The organism is Lacimicrobium sp. SS2-24, from assembly GCF_002201535.1.
GTDB lineage: Bacteria > Pseudomonadota > Gammaproteobacteria > Enterobacterales > Alteromonadaceae > Lacimicrobium.
On record NZ_NIWW01000003.1, the window covers coordinates 13444 to 33833 of the forward strand.

Annotated in this window: 17 protein-coding genes; 6 read left to right on the forward strand and 11 right to left on the reverse strand. The window is 50.6% G+C overall.

Annotation, left to right across the window (positions count from 1 at the left end; all coding sequences use genetic code 11):
• Positions 1-126: 126 nt before the first annotated feature.
• A complete protein-coding gene (locus CCY32_RS06130) occupies positions 127-2049 on the forward strand; it encodes a phytase (protein WP_088329733.1) in 1923 nt (640 codons plus the stop codon).
• A 54-nt stretch (positions 2050-2103) separates the two neighbouring features.
• Positions 2104-2967 (forward strand): metallophosphoesterase, encoded by an 864-nt coding sequence (locus tag CCY32_RS06135; RefSeq protein WP_088329734.1) that lies wholly within the window; start codon positions 2104-2106, stop codon positions 2965-2967.
• 49 nt (positions 2968-3016) lie between these two features.
• Here the strand turns inward: CCY32_RS06135 and CCY32_RS06140 are convergent, their stop codons facing one another.
• The 11 genes from CCY32_RS06140 to CCY32_RS06190 all read right to left on the reverse strand — a co-directional run bounded on the left by CCY32_RS06140 (position 3017) and on the right by CCY32_RS06190 (position 15270).
• Positions 3017-4144: a beta-ketoacyl-ACP synthase III gene (locus CCY32_RS06140; protein ID WP_088329735.1), complete on the reverse strand. Its 1128-nt coding sequence runs from the start codon at positions 4142-4144 to the stop codon at positions 3017-3019.
• Between the two features lie 155 nt (positions 4145-4299).
• A complete protein-coding gene (locus tag CCY32_RS06145) occupies positions 4300-5226 on the reverse strand; it encodes a hypothetical protein (protein ID WP_088329736.1) in 927 nt (308 codons plus the stop codon).
• A 4-nt stretch (positions 5227-5230) separates the two neighbouring features.
• Complete coding sequence (locus tag CCY32_RS06150) at positions 5231-5890, reverse strand: hypothetical protein (RefSeq protein ID WP_088329737.1); 660 nt, start codon at positions 5888-5890, stop codon at positions 5231-5233.
• Positions 5883-6425 (reverse strand): sigma-70 family RNA polymerase sigma factor, encoded by a 543-nt coding sequence (locus CCY32_RS06155; RefSeq protein ID WP_088329738.1) that lies wholly within the window; start codon positions 6423-6425, stop codon positions 5883-5885. The genes CCY32_RS06150 and CCY32_RS06155 overlap by 8 nt, the downstream gene beginning before the upstream one ends.
• A gap of 326 nt (positions 6426-6751) precedes the next feature.
• Positions 6752-7657 carry a hydrogen peroxide-inducible genes activator gene (locus tag CCY32_RS06160; RefSeq protein ID WP_088329739.1) on the reverse strand — a complete coding sequence of 302 codons (906 nt, stop codon included), beginning with the start codon at positions 7655-7657 and terminating at the stop codon, positions 6752-6754.
• Positions 7658-7818: 161 nt separating this feature from the next.
• Positions 7819-9084, reverse strand: a complete 1266-nt coding sequence (locus CCY32_RS06165; protein ID WP_088329740.1) for an inorganic phosphate transporter — start codon at positions 9082-9084, stop codon at positions 7819-7821.
• Between the two features lie 11 nt (positions 9085-9095).
• Positions 9096-9773 (reverse strand): TIGR00153 family protein, encoded by a 678-nt coding sequence (locus CCY32_RS06170; RefSeq protein WP_088329741.1) that lies wholly within the window; start codon positions 9771-9773, stop codon positions 9096-9098.
• A gap of 123 nt (positions 9774-9896) precedes the next feature.
• Positions 9897-10619 (reverse strand): phosphate signaling complex protein PhoU, encoded by a 723-nt coding sequence (gene phoU / locus CCY32_RS06175; protein ID WP_088329742.1) that lies wholly within the window; start codon positions 10617-10619, stop codon positions 9897-9899.
• Between the two features lie 137 nt (positions 10620-10756).
• Positions 10757-11569, reverse strand: a complete 813-nt coding sequence (pstB, locus tag CCY32_RS06180; protein WP_088329743.1) for a phosphate ABC transporter ATP-binding protein PstB — start codon at positions 11567-11569, stop codon at positions 10757-10759.
• Positions 11570-11597: 28 nt separating this feature from the next.
• Positions 11598-13175 (reverse strand): phosphate ABC transporter permease PstA, encoded by a 1578-nt coding sequence (gene pstA / locus CCY32_RS06185; RefSeq protein WP_246840543.1) that lies wholly within the window; start codon positions 13173-13175, stop codon positions 11598-11600.
• Positions 13168-15270 carry an ABC transporter permease subunit gene (locus tag CCY32_RS06190; RefSeq protein ID WP_088329744.1) on the reverse strand — a complete coding sequence of 701 codons (2103 nt, stop codon included), beginning with the start codon at positions 15268-15270 and terminating at the stop codon, positions 13168-13170. The genes pstA and CCY32_RS06190 overlap by 8 nt, the downstream gene beginning before the upstream one ends.
• Positions 15271-15587: 317 nt before the next feature.
• Here CCY32_RS06190 and CCY32_RS06195 point away from each other — a divergent pair, with 317 nt between their 5' ends.
• The 4 genes from CCY32_RS06195 (at position 15588) to CCY32_RS06210 (ending at position 20363) form a co-directional block, all read left to right on the forward strand.
• The gene (locus tag CCY32_RS06195; RefSeq protein WP_088329745.1) at positions 15588-16091 is read left to right on the forward strand and encodes an ACT domain-containing protein; all 504 of its coding nucleotides are present in this window, start codon (positions 15588-15590) and stop codon (positions 16089-16091) included.
• A 132-nt stretch (positions 16092-16223) separates the two neighbouring features.
• A complete protein-coding gene (ppk1, locus tag CCY32_RS06200) occupies positions 16224-18308 on the forward strand; it encodes a polyphosphate kinase 1 (protein WP_088329746.1) in 2085 nt (694 codons plus the stop codon).
• Complete coding sequence (gene ppx, locus CCY32_RS06205; protein WP_088329747.1) at positions 18305-19834, forward strand: exopolyphosphatase; 1530 nt, start codon at positions 18305-18307, stop codon at positions 19832-19834. Before ppk1 ends, ppx begins: the two co-directional genes overlap by 4 nt.
• 256 nt (positions 19835-20090) lie before the next feature.
• Complete coding sequence (locus CCY32_RS06210) at positions 20091-20363, forward strand: HU family DNA-binding protein (RefSeq protein ID WP_062481643.1); 273 nt, start codon at positions 20091-20093, stop codon at positions 20361-20363.
• Positions 20364-20390: the final 27 nt, after the last annotated feature.

The following is a 20390-nucleotide window of genomic DNA, read 5'->3' on the forward strand; positions in this document are numbered from 1 at the left end:
CCCGTACCAGAAATCGGGGATGTATACAGCGGATAAGACCTGTCTCTTAAGAGGCAGGTCTGGCTTCAAAAACGCCGCCGTCACGTTGCAAATTTAAACCTGACGGCAGCTTAAGTAGGATAATCAATGAAATACATTAATCTCTCCATATTCCTGATGTTGTTGCCTTTATCGGCCAGCAACGCCACGGAGAATATGACATCAGAAACTCTGCTGAGTCAGCCCTTGTACAGCCAGGCTGCTCTGCAGGGAAAGCAGGCGGCAAGACTCAAGGGCGATACGCCAGCCTGGGTACTGACCAGTGAGCGTCAGGGCTTGATTGTTGTGGATCAGCGCGGTGAAAAGCTGTCCCAGTTTTCCGGCAATTATGAAAACCTGAGTCTGCGTCATAAAGTTACCGTGGGCGACAAGCGCTTCAGCCTCATCGCAACGGTTGATAAAGAGCAAGGCAACATCAGGCTGCTCGGTCTGGATCAGGACTATGGATTTTCGTTACTGAAGGCGCTGGCTATGCCAGAAGCGCAGGCTGAAGCCTTGTGCCTTTTCCGCCAGCCACAGGGCCACATCAGCCTGTTTATCGCCGATAATCTGGGCCAGGTGCACGAAACCATTATTTATGATGCCCATCGTAAAATCATCACTGAGCTGCCTGTTCGCAGCTTTACCGGTGTCGCCGAAGTGCAGGGCTGTGTGGTGGATGACCAGCGACAATGGCTATATCTGGCAGAGGGCAATATCGGTGTCTGGCGTTATCAGGCCAGTGCAGAGTCTGATCCCATCCGCGAGATCGTCGATTTGGTTTCTCCCTATGGTGCACTGAATGGCGAGATAACCGGTTTATCGGTCAGTGAAGATGGCTCTGTGTGGGTCACGAATCCTGAGCATCAACAGCTGAATCTGATTCAGCCTGACAATAATATTCGCATGACGTTTAGGTTTGAAGAACTGCAAGAACCCGAAACCATCGCCGTTACTCTGCACCAGGGACGCTTTCATGCAGTGGTTTTTGATGCCGCTACAGATAGCTACCAACAGCTGAGAATAACGCAGGGGGTCCCGCAGGCGGATGTTCCTCAACACGACAATCCAACCCTGTTGGCCAGAGTACAGACTCAGCCCATGCAGCGTTTTGCCGATGCGGCAGATGATCCCGCCTTTTGGCTGAACAAAAAAGATCCTGCAAAAAGCCTTATTCTGGGCACAGACAAGCGCGCCGGATTGATGGTATATAACCTGGAGGGCGCCTTACTGCAAAGCCTGGAGGTGGGTCGGGTCAACAATGTGGATCTGCGCCAGCATGATGCCATATCAACGCCTTCACAGACACTGATTGCCGCCAGTAACAGAACCCACAATAGCATCAGCCTGTTCGACGTTGACGAACAGCAACAGGTACGTCACCTCGGCGAGGTGCAAACCAATCTGAATGAAATCTATGGTTTGTGCATGTATCAGAGTGACCGCCACAGTTATGTCTTTGTTAATGATAAAGACGGTACCTACCAGCAGTACCGGATTGAGCAGGTCTCTCCCACGGTTTCTGCCACCCGGGTCAGACAATTCTCACTTCCCAGTCAACCCGAGGGCTGTAGCGCTGAGGATAACAGCAAGACCTTGTACATGGGCGAGGAAAAACAGGGGATCTGGACAGTGAGTGCTGCCGCAGATGCCATTGAGGAGCCGAAACTGATCATCAGTGTGGGCGATGTTCTGCAAGCCGATGTGGAGGGCATGGATGTCTATCAGGACGGTGAGCGCAGCTATCTGGTGGTTTCCAGTCAGGGCAACAACCGCTTTGTGGTGTTCGGACTCTGGCAGGATTACCCCATACTGACTCATTTTGACATCGGCACGAATCTGCAGCTGGGTATTGACGGGGTTTCAGAAACGGACGGCCTGGCGGTCACCAACGCTGCCCTGCCAGGCTTTCCAGCAGGAATATTGATCGTGCAGGACGGGCGAAACCGCATGCCCCAGCGCCCGCAGAACTTCAAAGTGATTGACTGGCGCGATATACAACAACTTATCCATAAATCTCAGTCATATTAACTCAAACACGAACGGGCCCTGCCTTGTCAGGGCCTTAACACGACAGGAAAAATCATGAGAAATACCTTAATTCTGCTGACAAGCCTGCTTTTCGCTTCACTGGCAGTGGCAGATAGCACCGACTCGCAGCAACCCATTTTACGTTTTGCGGTCATCGGGGACGCCGAACCCAAACCGGAACCCAAATTCCCCCACCTTGCCAGAGCCGTCTCAGACATTAATCACCTGGCCGCCAAAGAAAAGCTGGATTTTGTTACCGGTATTGGTGACCTACCCCACAAAGGTACGATGATTCAGTATCAAAACATCACCCCGGTGCTGCAACAACTTACGCTGCCCTTTTATCCCATCATGGGTAATGAGGAATATAATGCGGAACAGCCGGAAGCCCGCTTTCTTGAGTTTGCCAATCAATGGAATCAGGGCAAGGTAACGCTCACCTCAGGCAAATATGTGCTGGAGTACGATAAGGTCGCCTTGGTGATGGCATCGCCCGACTATGGCAGGGATTTCACCGACGAGGGCATTGACTGGATGTTGCGTCAGCTCGCCCGTCTTGCTCCCAAGCCGGTGCTGCTTTTTGTCCACGGAGCCCAGCTTGGCGCTTATCCTGAACGCGCCGACAAGGGCATCAGCCATCCCGATTTTGATAAGGTGATTTCACAACCGAATCTCAGGGCGGTGATCTCGGGAGACTTACATATGGACATGGACAGGGTGAATCACTCCAAACAAATCGGCGCGGTTCACTATTTGCATATTCCGGCACTGGAGCGCACCAAGATCCCCGATGAACGCAATCATTCGCCTATGTTCAGGGTATTTAGCATAGACAGCGGTGGACAGGTCAAGGTGGAGACCTATGCCGTAGGTGAACGTCATCCGCTGCCACGCCACGCTTACCAGTTTTCGCTATAGCATTGACAGACAAGGCAGGCCTTACGAGCCTGCCGCCGATTTCATCACCTCAGCGCTTTTTAATGACCAGCGAGCCAATAGAATAACCCGCACCAAAAGAGCACAGGACTCCCACATCACCGGCTTTGAGGTCCTGGTGATGCAGATTAAAAGCAATCATGGAGCCCGCAGAGGCGGTATTGGCATACTCATCTAACACAATCGGCGCTTCATCGGCACTGGCGTCACGGCCCAGTAACTTTTTCGCAATCAGAAGGTTCATATTGATATTGGCCTGATGCAGCCACCAGCGACGTACATCGGAGGTGGTATAGCCGTATTGCTCAAGATGTTCCTGTAAATGAGCCGCTGCCATCGGGCAGACTTCTTTAAACACACTGCGACCATTTTGATGAAACAGTTTGTCGGCAGCGAACGGGTCGGCGTCCTGAGCGCGGCTCATAAAACCAAAGTTAGAGCGGATATTGTTAGAAAACTTGGTGACGGCCTTGGTACCCAGAATCTCAAACTGATGCTCACTGGTGGCGGTATCTGCCCCCTCAATGACCATGGCAGTGGCCACGTCACCGAAGATAAAATGACTGTCGCGGTCGCAGTAATTGATCTGTGGGGAAACCAGTTCCGGATTGATCACCAGCACCGCACCTACGGTACCGGCTTTGACCATTTCATAGGCCCGATGCAAACCGAAGGTTGCGGCAGAGCAGGCTACCAGCATATCAAAGCCAAAGCCCTCTATGCCCAGGGCGTCCTGAACTTCAATGGCAATAGCCGGGTAGGCTCGCTGGGTGTAGGCACAGGAAACGATCACGGCACCGATGTCTGATGGTTTTTTATTGGCCGCTTTGAGTGCTTTTTTTGCGGCTTCCAGGGCAATTTCGGCCTGCTGAGATAATTCGTCATCGGCGCGCTCTGCAAACCGGGGCTTCATGCGGTTGATATCCAGCACCCCATCTTTGCTGTACACATAGCGGTTTTTGATGCCCGAGGCTTTTTCAATAAATTCGGCGCTGGACTGGGGTTTAGCGCTCAGCTCTCCCCGTTCAATTTGTGCCTGATGCTGCTGGTTGTATTGCTCCGCCCAGGCGTTATAGCTTTCTACCAATTCGGCGTTACTGATACTGTGCTCTGGGGTCCACAGACCGCTGCCGCTGATCACTATAGGTTGAGATGACATAGAGAATCCGGTTTCGGAAAACGATTAGCGCTTATCCTAACCAGTTATGCGGGGTTTGTCATGGTAGCCTGGTGGATTTCGTCAGCCGTCTGAGTGTTTTTACTCTACAAGGAATAGCCCACCCGCTGACTTCAACGCAGCGGGTGGGCCTGATATCAGAATTGGTACGTGTTCACTTTCGAAAGTAACTTGTCTTTCTCCATTTTGCCGGCAACACAATCACTGATGTCTTTTTGTGAAAAGATATAAATCTTGTCCTGGCGGTGCTTGCTGTCCTGCTGCTGAACAAAGTCTTTTAGTATCACCGATACCTGTTCATCCCTGGGTAACGACTTTAAGCCACTGCCATACTTGCACAGGGTGTCAGCAAGGGTGTCCTCAAACTGCGCCAGGAAACGTTTATACTGCTGTTCACGGGCTTCACGCTTGCGCTCCAGTTGCTCGCGTTTTTCCTGCTCTACCTTTTTTGCCGATGCAGAAAGTTCTTCCTGCTGTTGTTTCAGCTCCCGTAACCTTTTTCTGAGTTCCTCGCTTTCCTGTTCGATCTCAGCCAGTCGCTCCTCATCGGCGTGGCGTTTCTCGAACTTCAAATCTGTAAGCTCTCGCTCGCTCTCGCGCATTTCCCATGCCAGTTCACGAACCTGGCTGCGCAGGTGCTGCGACTGTTCTTCGACCCGCTGCCACACTTCTCTTGCCTGCTCCATGGCATGATTTATGTTTTCTTCGATGCTGTCCTCATCAAAATCGAATCTGATTTCGAATTCTTCTGCCCCGGGTGGAACGGGGGCCGCGGGTGCATGCGGGACCAAATCATCAATCAACTCACCGAAGTTGAAGCGCAAGAGACGATTTGCCGACCCTGCCTGCATTTCAAATACGACGCCATGGCCTTGCAGATAGGTAGCGTCCAGCTCTCGTACTTTGAGGCTTTCACTTTGACGGTTCTGCTCCAGCGCCGTCTGTAAAATGCTCTGCATAATCTGCAACTCCTGATGCAGCTCCTGGTACTTGCCGGAAGCACTCGCGGGTACCGCTAGCAAAGCGGTCAACGTCATGGTTAGTGCTGTGGTTTTCATTTTCATGGTGTTATTCCTGATTCATCATCAATCTGTCTGGGTCAATATTGGCAGGTAAGGTGTTTTCGTAGACCTGCTGCTGAAATTCATTTAACTGACGTGCAAAGTACAACTGATCATCGCTGCGTTGCTCGTTGACAAACTTAATCAGCTCAGCAAAATCCTCACGTCGCTCGGTGCGGCTGGAACTGAGTAAATAATTCGCCAGTTGCATGTTCGATTGCTGCTGTTGCTGTTGCAGGTCCTGCCTGTACTGTGCCAGTTGCACCTGCTGCTGCTCTTCAAATGAGGCCAGCCGAGCAGCAACCTGTGTCGCGATCTCCTGCTCTGTGCCCTGACCGGCAAAACTCAGGGTCACGCCCTGCTCATGCCAGCGTAGCTCTACCTGAAACAACACCATCACTATGGCCAGCATCGACGTGGCAAATGAGAGGGGCGACCAGCCCCACCAGCGCGTCATACCCGATGGCTGCCTTTGCATAATCGGAGGCTGCCATTTTGGCACCGGGCCCAGGTGATAGTCCGTGGCCTGCTGTTGTAACTGACCGGCCAGTTCAACACGCTGTGCAAACTCGCGATCCTGCTCAATCAGTTGTTCAAACTGCTGCTGTTCTGTTTCCGTCAGGTTATGTTCCATCCAACGTGAAAAAAGTTCGTGTTTATCAGTCATGGATATCCTCCAGATGGGTCTTCATCTTACCCAGGGCACTATATAGCCGGGATTTGATGGTATTCACCGAGACCCCCAGCTGGTCAGCAATCTCCTCAAAGGTAAACTGACCAAAAAATTTCAGTTCTACCACTGCCTTTTGCTCCAGCGGCAGGGCCTGCATGGCAGCGATCAGATCCCGGCTCTGAGCCTGGTCAAATACCGGCTGACTGGCACAGGCAGCGTGATCGACTATTTCTTCACCCTCATCCAGGCTTTGATGACTGCGCTTACGACGATAAAACTCAACACAGCGAAAATGCGCGATTCTGAACAACCAGCTCTTAAAGCTTCCATCTCCGCGAAAGCCCGACAGATTGCGAAATACCGAAATAAACACTTCCTGCATCAGATCCATGGCGTCATCGGCGCTACCGGTCATACGCAGACCATAGTGATACACGTTCTTTTCATAGCGCTTAATCAGCTTGAGCCAGGCTTTATTATTGCCATCCAGCGCCTTGCTAATCAGGCTTGCATCCGTCGTTGAAAACACCGATAAGGATTCCTTGATCTTGTCATTTTTTATTCAGCCTGAGTCTATCCTGTGTGTGCGTTGCTGAGTCAGGCTGGTATCTGTTTACGCTATCTATAAAGTCGACAGGCAAGATAAAAAAGTTTGCCGTACTGGGAAAAATATTTTTAACGTCATTAACCATTAAAAACACTGGGTTCCCGCCAACTGCCAGGGGAAAAACCGTTCGTCATGGCCGAATGTTAATCAGTTTTCAACAGCAATTGAATCTGACTCCATGTACTCAGATATAGCCGCTTGTGCTGCTCCCTGATAACTGACGACGGATAACTTGTTTCTTCTGCTGCTCAGAGGGTAGGAATAGGCATTAGTGGTTGTAATAACTCGGCAATGCGACGGAACAGCTTGACCCGGGTCGTGCCGCTTCGCCACACCAGACCAATTTCCCGATAGGCCTTATCCTCAGCCGGGAAAGACACCAGCTGACTGTGGGATAATATGTCGCTTTTCAGTGCCAGCTCTGGCAAAAAGGTCAGTCCTAACTTGCTGTTTGCCAGTTGCACTAAGGTAAACAAACTGCTTGCGGCCAGCGCACTCACCTGCTCTTTGTGCTGAAGACCGCAGGCACTGACCGCATGACCGGTCATGCAATGTTCCTGCTGCAACAAAAACACGCTGTTTTTAGGTAGAGCGGAATAATCCAATGGTGAGGGTAACTGCTTCATCATCTCCGGGTGCGCGACCAAGTGGAAGGGATCGTGACCAATCACCATTTGTTTGCATCCTGGTGTATCCATTGGCAATGCCAGTATGAGCAGATCCAGCTCGCCACTGGTCAACTCTTTGAGCAGATTGGAGGTGGTATTTTCCTGTAATTGCAGGTTCAGTTGCGGCAAGGATTGCCCCACCCTGTCAATGAGGCCTTCGAGTAAAAAGGGTGCAATGGTAGGAATAATGCCCAGTTTCAGCTTACCGGCCTGCCAGTTACCTGCACTTTCTGCATACTCAACCAGTTCATTAGCGGTATTAAGAAGCACTTTACTGCGCTCAACCATCTCCAGTCCGAGTGCAGTGAAAATAAAGGTTTTATGGTCACGTTCTAATAGCTGACAACCGAGTTGTTCTTCAAGATTCTGAATCGCCGTACTCAAGGTAGACTGACTGACAAAGCATCGCTGCGCAGCGCGGTTAAAATGCTGCTCTTCATACAGCGTAACCAGGTAATGCAGGTGTTTAAGATTGGGCCACTTCATCTGTGATTACATCCATTTTTGACGATTAGAACGCGCATTATTAATCAATTTCAATAATATCTCCAGTGGCCGGTTTTCTCATACGCCATAAAAAAATGCCGGTCAGTGTCACTGACCGGCATCTCTTATTGTTCCTGCTAATCAGGGCGATAATTTGTCTGTCAGACAAAGATACCTTTGAGCATAAAGAAGAACATAATCGACAATGCCGCACCGATAGGCAGTGTGACGACCCAGGAAATGACGATATTACGCACCACGCCCAGATTCAGCGCAGCGATACCACGCGCCATACCCACACCCAAAACAGCACCGACCAGAGTCTGTGTGGTAGAGATAGGTAAGCCGGTACCCGAGGCAATGATCACCGTGGTGGCGGCCGCAAGTTCCGCCGCAAAACCCCGGCTTGGCGTCAGATGCGTAATCCCTTTACCAATGGTGGCGATAACGCGGGAGCCAAATAGCGCCAGGCCCATAACAATACCCACTGCACCTAAGGGTAATACCCACCAGGCCAACGCCGCTTTACTGGCAATCTGACCATTGTTTTGTACCACACTGACCACTGCAGCCAAAGGACCGATGGCATTGGCCACGTCATTCGACCCGTGAGCAAAGGCCATACAGCAGGCCGTTACCACCATCAGAATGGCAAACACTTTCTCGACACTGGCAAATTGCATACGACGATTGGCAGCCGCGTCCATTTTGATGCGATTAATCACCATCTTACCAATCACGCCCACGGCGACGGCAAGACCGATTGCCAGAGCGAAACCTTCCGCCGTGCCCATGCCCAAACCGACATGCTTGAGGCCTTTCTTAATGGTAACAAGGGCCATCACAAAACCGGCCAGTGCCATGTAAAACGGTACGTAGCGTTTTGCACTGGCAAAGGGATTATCGGTATCGAAGATCAGCCGTTGGGCACTCATAAAGATGAGAAAGGCGATGATACCGGAAATGGCAGGCGTAATAACCCAGCTTCCGACAACCCCGGCCACTTTACCCCATTCTACGGCATCAGCGCTGACGCCTACCGCGGCAAAGCCGACAATCGCACCGATAATGGAATGGGTGGTCGATACCGGCCAGCCAAGCCACGATGCCACCACCAGCCAGATACCTGCCGCCAGCAATGAGGCAATCATGCCAAATACCAGTAACTCAGGGGTATCCACAAAATAGGCACTGTCAATAATGCCCTTGCGGATGGTGGATGTAACCTCCCCACCAGCCAGATAAGCCCCGGCAAATTCAAACACCATTGCAATAAGAATGGCCTGCTTAATGGTCAGGGCTTTGGAGCCCACTGAGGTACCCATGGCGTTAGCCACGTCATTGGCACCAATGCCCCAGGCCATAAGAAATCCCACTACTGCAGCAGTAGTGATCAGCATAAAACCGTATGTTGTAAGTATATCCATCAATAAGGCCTTTACTTAGCTAGCATGAGTTCCAGGCGTGAACCAACACGCTCAGCGATATCGGCCAAATCGCCGATCCATTCGATGATTTTATATAAAAACATCACATCAACAGGATTGAGCTGGTCTTCCATTTTCCACAATGAACGACGGATACTGATTTGAATCTTATCGGTATCGTCTTCGATCTGATCCAGTTCATTGATCATTTCCTCAACCACTTTCACTTCGCGGCCACGAAAACCGGTTTCCAATAACTCATCCAGCTCATTGGTTACCTTTTTCGCTTGCTTAGTGGCATCCAGGCAGCGCTTCACGTACTGCATGAAGTCTTCCTGCATGGGTTCAGGAATCTGAAGTTCGCGTCCCAGCACCAGGCCAGAAATATCTCTGGAACGGTTGGCGATTTTATCCTGAGTGGTCAGCAAATCGAGTAAATCCTGACGCTGGATAGGCATAAAAATACCTGCAGGAAGATTAACCCGAAGTTCATGTTTGAGGGCATCAGCTTTTCTTTCCAGGTGAGAGATATCGTGCTGACATTTCTCCGCCTGTTTCCAGTCTTTTTTGAAAACCGCCTCGAAAAACGGCTTCAAACCCTGACTGCACTGATGAACGGTATTGATATGTTCTTCCAGAGGTTTTAGCGGTGACTTGGCAAAAACCTCTAAGAATGCACTTGTAGACATAAATGACACAACATTAACCCTTATTTGTGCGGCGCATGATACACCATAGTAGATGACAGAAATATTTCAGTTTTATGACAGTATATATAAAGCCATTTACCCTGCCAGTTCACGACAAAATACTCAACTCTGACGCAGTTCAGCCAACCTTCTTTGTAGCTCCTCCCTGGAGATGTGTCGCACATCTTTACCTTTCACCAGGTAAATAATGTACTCGCACACGTTTTTACATCGGTCTCCCACCCTCTCCAGAGCGCGCATCGCCCAGAGTACCTCAAGCCACTGCGGCAACAATTCAGTATCGCGCTGCATTTCAGTAACCGCGAGTGTCAGAAGTTGTTTGTACTGCTCATCGATTTCCTGATCCCCCATGTGGATCTCTAATGCCGCCTCGGCATCCAGACGGGCAAAGGCGTTGAGGGTCTTCCTGAGCATTTCCATGACATGGTTGCCAGTGGCAATCATGCCATTTTTAATGTCTTCAGACACCGGCAGACTACCCCGAATCAACAGGTTGGCGATGCGCTCGATATCATCCCCCATTCGCTCCAGGTCAGCAGTGGTTTTATTGATGGCCAGCACCAGACGCAGGTCACTGGCAGCAGGATGACGCTTGGCGATAATGCGGGTGCATTCTTCGTCAATCTGCACTTCCATGGAGTTCAGAGTAAAATCATTGACGATGACCTTTTCCGCCAGGGCCAGATGATTATCACGTAACGCCGCAATAGCATCACAGAGCTGCTGCTCCACCATGCCTCCCATGGTCAGCACGGAATTACGCAGGTTTTCCAGCTCCAGATTAAAGCGACCGGAGATGTGGGTGTTGAGTTTTATTTCTTGCATAGAAAAGCTCGAACTCGTCAGAACTTGCCCGGCGAATTTAACATACCGGCTAACATAAGGCCCGAAAAAGAATGATCGGTTAGGAGTGAGAGGTTAGGCGTGTGGGCTTCTGACTCCTCACCCCTGACTCCTCTCTATTATCCATATCTGCCGGTGATGTATTCTTCAGTTTGTTGTTGTCTGGGGCGTGTAAAGAGTTGATTGGTATCTGAATACTCAATCAGGTGGCCCTGGTGCAAGAAGGCCGTAAAGTCTGAGACCCGCGCCGCTTGTTGCATATTATGGGTCACCACCAGTACCGTGTACTTTTCTTTGAGCTGGTAAATCAACTCTTCAATGGTCAGGGTGGAAATCGGGTCCAGCGCTGAGGTAGGTTCATCCAGAAGCAGAATTTCCGGTTGCAGAATGATTGCCCTGGCAATCACCAGGCGCTGCTGTTGGCCGCCGGAAAGGGTGAGGGCAGAATCGAACAAGCGATCTCTGACTTCCTTCCACAGTGCTACGTCAATCAATGCCTGCTCCACTGCATTATCCAGTGTGCGACGATCACGAATACCCTGGATTTTGAGGCCATACACCAAATTATCATAAATCGACATGGGGAACGGATTGGGCCGCTGGAACACCATACCTACCTGGGTTCTGAGCAGCGCCACATCTTGCCGGCGATGATAAATATTGCGGCCATTAATCAGCACTTCTCCTTCAACCTGACACTCCGGCGTCAGGTCATTGAGGCGGTTAAAACATCCGAGCAAGGTGGATTTACCGCAACCGCTGGGACCGATCAGTGAGGTTATCTGGCGTTTTGGAATGCGCATATTAATGTTGTGCAGGGCGCGGGTCTGACCAAATTTTAAGGTTAGCCCGACAACATCAATCGCCACTTGCTCCGCAGGAAGGTTATCCAGAGACACCTGCGGTTTTACTAAATCAAAATAATCAAACATGTCTCACTCATTCCTGGCATAGAATCTGTCATCTGGACAACGCCAGATACTGTCGCCGCAATCGGCCCCTGACCATCACCGCAATAGCATTGAGCGACAATACTACTACCAGCAACAGCAAGCATGATGCAAACATCATTGAGGAACCATGACCGATATTGTTGCTATGAAACGCGCCATCGTAAATCAGCACACCGAGGTGCATAAACTGTCGCTCCAGATGCAGGTAAGGAAACTCTCCATCAACGGGCAAGCTCGGCGCAAATTTGACGGCCCCCACCAATAACAACGGTGCCACTTCCCCCGCGCCGCGCGCAATGGCCAGTATCACCCCGGTCATAATACCCGGGCTGGCCATGGGGATCACGGTACGCCAGATGGTTTCAAATTTGGTAGCGCCCAGCGCAAAACTGCCCTGCCTGAGGGTATTGGGAACACGACGCAGCCCCTCTTCCGTGGCCACAATCACCACCGGCAGGGTCAGCATGGCCATGGTTAATGCTGCCCAGAAGATGCCCGGCGCACCAAAAGTGGGAGCGGGCAGGTGTTCTGAAAAAAACAGCTTGTCGATATTTCCGCCAACCTGATAAACGAAAAAACCCAGTCCGAATACGCCGTATACGATTGACGGTACCCCTGCCAGGTTGTTCACACCGATACGAATCAGGGACGTGAGCATATTCGCCGGGGCATATTCGTTCAGATAAATGGCAGCCAATACACCCAACGGTGTCACAATCACTGTCATCAGCAATACCATGACAACCGTGCCAAAGAGCGCCGGAAAAACCCCACCCACATTGTTTGCCCGCTTGGGCTTTTCACTGACAAAGTGCCACATGGCGTCCAATGCTGCGCCGATTTTTTGCAAGGTGGAGAGCTGATTTAATAACTGGTATTCCTCGATGTCTGCCAGAGGCAACGAATGCTCTCGGCCATCGGCCAGACGCACATGAACCTTAAAGCGATCGTTTTCCTGCTGCAGGGCATTAATCTTCTGGTTAATCTCGGTATAGCGCTGCATTAACCGGACTCTGGCAGGCGCATTGCTTTCCACCTGACGGCGATCCAACTCGGCCAGAGCAATATGCACGGCCGCCAGTTGGTTGCTCGTCAATTCACGGATCAGTGCCTGCTGTTGCGTAACCTGTTGCCACTTTTGTTTAATATCAGCAAAGGCTATGGGCTGCTCACCATAGACAACCTGCTGTAATGCAGCGAACACGCGATTTCCGCTGCGCAAATGTATATCCATAAGTGATTCGGGGGTACTGATTGCAATAATCTGGCTGCGCGGGATGAGGTATTGCTGATCACCAAACTGATCCAGCCTTGCCTCGTTTAACAACCAGCGTTTGTCATTGCCGGTGGTCACAAAATCATCGGCTAACAGAGTGGCATAAAGCGTATGGGTAGACTTGGTCGATGCACTGACCTGTTCATAGGTAACCTGATACAGCGGCTGCGGCCAGAAATGCTGCATTCCCTTCACCAGCATCAGCAATATCACGCCGCCGAGGATAAGCAGTATAACCGCCACCAGCGCTGCACTGGTTACCACTGGCAGACCTTCTTTTTGCGTCTTAACCCAATTTCTGTCAAACACTTTGGTAATGTCTCCTTAACCGGCCCCGGATAAGTTCCGCAAAGGTATTAATGACAAAGGTAAAGGCAAACAATAACAGCGCAGTAAAAAACAATATGCGATAGTGAATACTGCCCACCTCGGCTTCCGGCAGTTCTATGGCCAGGTTAGCGGTCAGCGCTCGCAGCCCTGAAAACGGGTCCCAATCCGCCACCGGGGTATTACCGGTGACCATCAGGACAATCATGGTCTCGCCAAAGGCACGGGACAATCCCAGCATGACCGATGAGAAAATCCCCGGGTACGCGGCCACCAGCACCACGTAACGCAATGTCTGCGAACGTGTTGCGCCAAGGGCAAATGAAGCCTGACGCAAATGTGTCGGCACTTCATAGATTGCGTCTTCAGCCAGTGAGTAAATACTGGGGACAATGGCAATACCCAGCGCCAGCGCCACCACAATGGCATTTTTACTGCTGTAGTTATGGCTGTCCGTCAACCATCCTTGCGGCCAGAGATGCGCCTGTAACTCGCCCCCCAATGCGAATGCCACCCAGCCAAGCACCATCACCAGTGGCACTGCCATTAAAAGCTCCCACCCCGACTGCCATTTGAGACTCAGCCACCTCGATACCGGCTTTTGTAAAAAAGCACTTAAGATCAGGGCTATGGGCAGGCTCCACACAAAAAGAATAATGGCGAGTAAATGATCTTCTACCACAGGAATCAGCCAGATAGCTGCAATAAAGCCGATCACCACAGAAGGCACCGCTTCCAGCATTTCAATGCTGGGCTTAAGCCAGTTACGCAGGCTGTCAGGAACAAAATACGCCGTATACACCGCCGCGCCCAGAGCCAGTGGGATCGCCACGATCAGCGCCACCAGTGCGGCCTTGAGGCTGCCAATCACCAGGGGCACCAGACTGTACTTGGCCTGACTGCTATCGGCAGAGGTTGTCGACTGCCAGATATAATCAGGTTCCGCGTAGCCGTGATACCAGACTTTAGACCACAGTGACTCAAAACTGACAATCGAGCTGGCATGTTCAATCTGCCACTGCTCAATCTGTTTATTGTCATGCAGAAACAGCCTGTTTCCGGTAAGGAAAAAACCTTGTCCCTGCATCCTTAATGGCTGGCGCTTGAGAATTTCACCGGTACTGCCAAGAAAGAGTACCAACTCCTGATTGTCAGTCAGTATGACGCCAAGATCTTTACCACTGACCATCTGCATCTGTCTGACCGATAACGTATCGGGCATGCTATAGACCGGTTGATAAACGAATTGCCCTTGCTGATTAAAACTCGACCACTTCTGCACCTCTCCATCTTTCAGGCCAATCAATACGGCCTTATGATCGGGAAACGCACTGACGGACTCAATAGAGCTTGAGGTTTGGATCTGCTGATTGGACTGAGGGCTGCTGAACACAGCCTGATTATCTTCATACCACAGTGCCGTGGTCACTGAGGGTAACAATAATAACTGACCACTTCCGTCTAATTCCTGGGTGAAATTCTGTAATGGCCTGTCGCGGGAAACCCAGTGAATGTGCCAGGTTTTTTCGGCTTGAATGGCGACCGCCAGCCAACGCTCAGAAAGCGCCACCTGCCACTGCAAAATTTGCTCAGGCAGAGCCGGTCGAACCAGAAAAGACAATTCCTGCATACGTTCGATTCGTGTTGCCACGCGAATCAATCGTTCCATGCGCACCAGGCCATCGGCTCCCAGCTGGAACAGATACCGCTCACCACCATGATGCAGGGCTTTGGTGCTGAGCTGACAGGTCTGAGGGATGGTTTTAAGCAGATTAAGAGCGTTATGACTTTCTTCAGATTGGTAGAGATTCAGCTGGCACGCATCGGTCATGCTCAGTATTGCCCGCCCGGCACTGAGGTCTTCCAGTAACAATAGGTTTTCGTTATCCGGCACCGTCCAGTTTTTAACCGGCTGCAGCGCCGGTGACAACAGCAATGGGGTGGTCACATAAAGCAGGTGCCAAATCAATACCCCCAGCGTGATCAGCACCATCAGTCCCCCGATGGTGATAATGCGCCCGGCAAACCTGTCACGCCAGGCTCGACCTTGATGGGATGGATGTTGGCTCAGCTGCACAGTATATCCAATGAAGAATGACGGGCCTTAAACTAAAGCATGCATTCTAATCATCCTCTGCATGAATTACTAACCCTTTGATCGCGAAGCGCTATTCCTCATCATCATACAGCGATTCCCACGCGTACGGGGCAGACAACATACTCATCACACAACCCGACAGGCGCGAAAAATGCCCGTCGAAGGGCCGCAGTCTATTCAGCACTATGGTCAGAACAGACTGCTTAGTTATTTGAAAAGAATAGGATTATTAGGTCGCCTGGACCCAAAAGGTGGATTATAGTTCTGGTATACCAGAGAAGGAAAAGGTACTGCCCATGAAGTCCATTATTGTTTCGCTACTTGGAAAAGATAAACCCGGTATCGTAGAGCGCATCGCCAAGCAAGTCAGGCTGTTCGAGGGAAACTGGCTGGCCAGTAATTTTGCCCATATGGCCGGACATTTTACCGGTTTTGTGGAAATCCAGCTGCCTCAAAAGAAGATCACGCCTCTGCTGGAACAGCTCGACAGTATGCCAGAGCTGAATATTCGCCTGGTCGAAGGCGAGACTTCACCGGCACAGGCTATCAGAGCCAGTCTGGAAATCATGGGCAACGATAAGCCCGGAATCGTGCAGGAAATTACCTCCGTATTGCACCAGTTTAATATTAATATTCTTCGCTTCAGCTCCAGCTGCGAAGCGGCACCCAACTGGGGCGGACTGTTGTTTAAAGCCAACATTGATATCGACTACCCTGAAGGGTTTGATATCGCACCGCTGAGCCTGGCGCTTGAGCAGATTGCCAATGACCTGGTGGTCGATATTGACTGGCAGGAATAAGGGCGTTATCGCCCTTTTCCATAACAGCCTGAACATCGCTTTCTCACCCACTGGGTTGTCATAAAAGCTTCATCAAGCGGGTGAACACTTATTGTTAGACTCTCGCCAATTTTATGCGGTCAAAGCAAACAGATGAGTATTACAACACTGCCTTACTATCCGAAAGAGCTGAGCTGGCTGGCCTTTAATCAGCGTGTATTACAGGAAGCCGCGGATAAGCGTAATCCGATTGTGGAGCGAATTCGCTTTCTGGGAATCTATTCGAACAACATGGATGAGTTCTACCGGGTAAGAGTGGCCGATGTAAAACGTCAGATCTATATCCATCTGAACGACAAAAACCTCGACGCCGCAGAGCAAACCAAAGCGTTGATGGACAAAATCCAGGAGCGGGTATTGGTAATGACCGATGAATTCGAGCGAATTCACGCTGAGGTGGTTGATCGACTCGCGAAATACCACATTTACCTGATCACACAAAAGCAACTGGACAGTTATCAGATTGACTGGCTGAAAAGCTACTTCCAGAACAAGATCCTGCGTTACATCGCGCCCGTACTCATCAACAACAGAGTGAAACTGGTTGAGCGTCTCAACGATGCCGCCACCTACCTCTTTGTGGCAATTAAAAAAGCTGAGCAAAAAACCCAGTATGCCTTGCTGGAAGTACCAACGGACTATACGTCCAGGTTTGTGCAGATCCCGCCGCAGAAAAGCCGTAAAAAGAAATACATCATCTTACTGGATGACATTATTAACCTGTGTCTGGAGCAGATCTTCGCCGGATTTCTGGAGTTCGATCATCTGGAGGCCTATTCCTTTAAGATGACCCGGGATGCGGAATACTCGATCAATGACGAAATTGACGAGAGTTATGTGGAGAAAATGTCTGAAAGCATGAAGCAGCGTATGATCGCCGAACCCGTGCGTTTTATTTACGACGGAGACATGCCCGATGACATGCTCACTTTTTTGCGCAAACAGCTGAATATCTCCTCCTACGACAGCCTCATTGCCAGCGGGCCCTATCGTAATTTTAAAGATTTCATCGGCTTTCCCAATATCGGCAGAGAGTACCTCGAAAACACCAGACTTCCGGCCATCAATACCCGCCGTTTCGCTGACTACAATACGGTTTTTGACGCCATTAGTCAGGGCGATATTCTGCTCTATTATCCCTATCACCGCTTCTTGCATCTGACAGAGTTTGTGCGTCAGGCGGCTTTCGATCCCAATGTTAAGCATATTCGCTTAAACATTTATCGGGTGGCCCATAAATCCCGCATCATTAACTCCCTGATTGATGCGGTGAATAATGGCAAGCAAGTGACCGTGGTGGTAGAGCTGCGGGCCCGCTTCGATGAACAGGCCAATATTGAATGGTCGAAGATGATGACGGATGCCGGTGTTAAGGTGCTGCTCGGAGTGCCCACCCTCAAAGTCCATTCCAAGCTGTGTGTGATCTCTCGCGAGGAGCATGGCGAACTCATTCACTATGCCCATTTCGGTACCGGCAACTTCAATGAGAAGACGGCAAAAATCTACACTGATTTCAGTCTGTTTACCCGTGACCAGGAACTGGCCAGAGAGGCCATTGAGGTATTTGATTTCATCCAGTATCCCTACCGGCGCTTTAAATTTCAGCACCTGCAAGTGTCGCCCATCAATGCCCGGACACGCCTGCAGATGCATATTCGCCAGGAAACCCAGAATGCCAAAGAAGGCATAAAGGCTCAGATTCTTCTGAAAATTAATAATCTGGTCGACATTGCGTTAATCGACGATCTCTATCGTGCCAGCCAGGCTGGAGTAAAAGTGAAGGCCATCATCCGTGGCATGTGTTCATTGGTTCCCGGAGTCAAGGGGCTCAGTGACAATATACAGATAATCAGCATTGTGGATCGTTTTCTGGAACACCCGCGGGTATTGGTGTTTGAAAATGCCGGTGACCCCAAAGTGTTTATTTCCTCTGCGGACTGGATGACCCGTAATATGGATAACCGTATTGAAGTGGGCTGCCCGATTAACGACCCGGTTCTGAAGCAACGGATACTGGATATTCTCAATATTCAGTTCCAGGACACGATCAAAGCCCGCATCATTGATGCCGAGCAAACCAACAAGTATGTACGCAGAGGCAACCGAAAGAAGTTGCGTTCACAGGTAGAGATCTATCATTATCTGAATGCTCTGGAACATAAAAGCCCCTCATCATGAATCAACTTGATACCGCCTTCAGCGACCTGGATGTCAGGGATACAACCCATGTGGCTGCGCTGGATCTTGGTTCAAACAGTTTTCATCTGGTCGTTGCGCGCATCAATGCCGGAAGTGTGCAAATTCTGCACAAAGTCAAGCAGAAGGTCCGGCTTGCAGAAGGCCTCGACGCTGAGGGCCTGCTAAGTCAGGACGCAATGGATCGGGGTATCGACACCCTGCAACAATTCGCCGACAGCCTGCACGGTTTCAATCCCGACTCTGTGCGCATTGTGGCCACACATACCTTACGCCAGGCCCGCAATGCCAATGTGTTTATCAAGGCAGCCAGAAAAGTCCTGCCCTATCCGGTGGAGATCATTGCCGGCACCGAAGAAGCCAGGCTGATTTATCAGGGGGTTGCCCACACCACAGAAAACAGCGGCCAGAGACTGGTCATTGATATCGGTGGCGGGAGCACCGAATGTGTCATTGGCGAGGGCTTCAACCCGATACTGATGCGCAGTTTGCAAATGGGTTGTGTCAGTTTTACGCAAAGGTTTTTTGCCGATCAACAGCTCAAGCAAAAGGCCTTTAAACGGGCAAGACTGGCGGCCGGACAAGAACTGGAGATGATCCAGCGGCGTTTTCAAAAGCTCGGTTGGGAACACTGCATCGGCACCTCCGGCACGATCAAGACCCTGGTCAGTATTGCCGAGGAAATCGATGCCGATACCCAGCCAGGAACGGTGACCCTCAAACAACTCGAACGCATCATCGCCATTTGCTGTGAAGCCGGGCACTACCAGCAGCTCAGCTTCAAAGCGCTCAGTGAAGAGCGTGCGCCGGTCTTTGCAGCAGGGCTGGCAATACTGGCCGCCTGCTTTGACAGCCTGAATATAAAACAACTGGTGTTCTCACCGGCGGCGCTGCGTGAAGGGGTAATCTATGAAATGGAAGATCGCCTCGAGCATGAGGATATCCGCGAGCGCACCGCAGAGAGTCTGGCAACCCGCTATGATGTGGATCCCGAACATGCCCGGCGCGTACTGCAAACCACCCTTGATCTCTATCAACAGGTGGCCTCAGACTGGCACATCCAGATTACCGAATTGCAGCAGCTGCTGGGATGGGCTGCGCTGTTGCATGAAGTTGGCCTGCAGATCAATTCCCGTCGTGTACAGCATCATTCCGCCTACATTCTTCAGCATGCTGAGTTACCGGGTTTTAATCAGGCGCAACAGGCGTTATTAGCCACCCTGGTGCGTTTTCATCGTAAAAAGATTCGCACCGATGAGTTACCTGAACTGATCGAATACAGTCACGAACAAGTGCTGAAATTAATTTGTCTGCTCCAGTTAGGGGTGTTGCTGAATATCCGCCGTCAGGACGATTTATTACCGAAAATTCGCGCTGAAGCGAAAGAAAATAAGTTGATTCTGGATTTTGGTCAGGACTGGCTGGAGAATTCTCCATTAGTTTCCGCCGACCTGGAGCTCGAAGCAGAGTTCATGCGGGGTTGCGGGATTCGTCTGGTTGTGCGTTAATGTTATTTGCTGCTTGTTCAAGGCAGTAAAAGGTTAACCATTAATCAGGTTATCATCACATTGGCTCAATTTACGGGTTGGCAGATGTGATAACCATTAGGGTGTGATATAAAGTCTGTGCCAGGTGCACGCGGGTAATGTATATTTTTTGGTAACTCTGCGTACCGTCATATACCCGGTAGACATCGCTATAACAATGAGTTTGGAGTAGCTTAGCTTCTGCTCACTATCAACGTAAAACAAAAGGAAGCATTCAATGAATAAAACTGATCTTATTAACCGTATTGCCGAAAGCGCTGATGTCTCTAAAGCGTCCGCTGGTCGTGTAGTTGATGCCTTTACCGGCGCGGTAACTGAAGCTCTGGCCAGCGGTGATGAAGTCGCCATCCTGGGTTTTGGTACTTTTAAAATCTCCGAGCGTGCCGCCCGTACCGGTCGCAACCCACAAACAGGTGCAACGATTCAAATCGCTGCGTCTAAACTGCCTTCTTTCAAAGCAGGTAAAGCACTGAAAGACGCCTGCAACTAAGGTTGTTTTCCCGACAGGGGCGCAGTA

Bases quoted from the DNA above. Each gene is read 5' to 3' on its own strand.
- CCY32_RS06160 (WP_088329739.1), bottom strand. From the start codon at position 7,657: ATGAAGTGGCCCAATCTTAAACACCTGCATTACCTGGTTACGCTGTAT.
- CCY32_RS06135 (WP_088329734.1), top strand. From the start codon at position 2,104: ATGAGAAATACCTTAATTCTGCTGACAAGCCTGCTTTTCGCTTCACTG.
- ppx (WP_088329747.1), top strand. From the start codon at position 18,305: ATGAATCAACTTGATACCGCCTTCAGCGACCTGGATGTCAGGGATACA.
- CCY32_RS06170 (WP_088329741.1), bottom strand. From the start codon at position 9,773: ATGTCTACAAGTGCATTCTTAGAGGTTTTTGCCAAGTCACCGCTAAAA.
- CCY32_RS06140 (WP_088329735.1), bottom strand. From the start codon at position 4,144: ATGTCATCTCAACCTATAGTGATCAGCGGCAGCGGTCTGTGGACCCCA.
- CCY32_RS06195 (WP_088329745.1), top strand. From the start codon at position 15,588: ATGAAGTCCATTATTGTTTCGCTACTTGGAAAAGATAAACCCGGTATC.
- CCY32_RS06210 (WP_062481643.1), top strand. From the start codon at position 20,091: ATGAATAAAACTGATCTTATTAACCGTATTGCCGAAAGCGCTGATGTC.
- CCY32_RS06150 (WP_088329737.1), bottom strand. From the start codon at position 5,890: ATGACTGATAAACACGAACTTTTTTCACGTTGGATGGAACATAACCTG.
- CCY32_RS06165 (WP_088329740.1), bottom strand. From the start codon at position 9,084: ATGGATATACTTACAACATACGGTTTTATGCTGATCACTACTGCTGCA.
- phoU (WP_088329742.1), bottom strand. From the start codon at position 10,619: ATGCAAGAAATAAAACTCAACACCCACATCTCCGGTCGCTTTAATCTG.
- pstB (WP_088329743.1), bottom strand. From the start codon at position 11,569: ATGTTTGATTATTTTGATTTAGTAAAACCGCAGGTGTCTCTGGATAAC.
- ppk1 (WP_088329746.1), top strand. From the start codon at position 16,224: ATGAGTATTACAACACTGCCTTACTATCCGAAAGAGCTGAGCTGGCTG.
- CCY32_RS06130 (WP_088329733.1), top strand. From the start codon at position 127: ATGAAATACATTAATCTCTCCATATTCCTGATGTTGTTGCCTTTATCG.
- CCY32_RS06145 (WP_088329736.1), bottom strand. From the start codon at position 5,226: ATGAAAATGAAAACCACAGCACTAACCATGACGTTGACCGCTTTGCTA.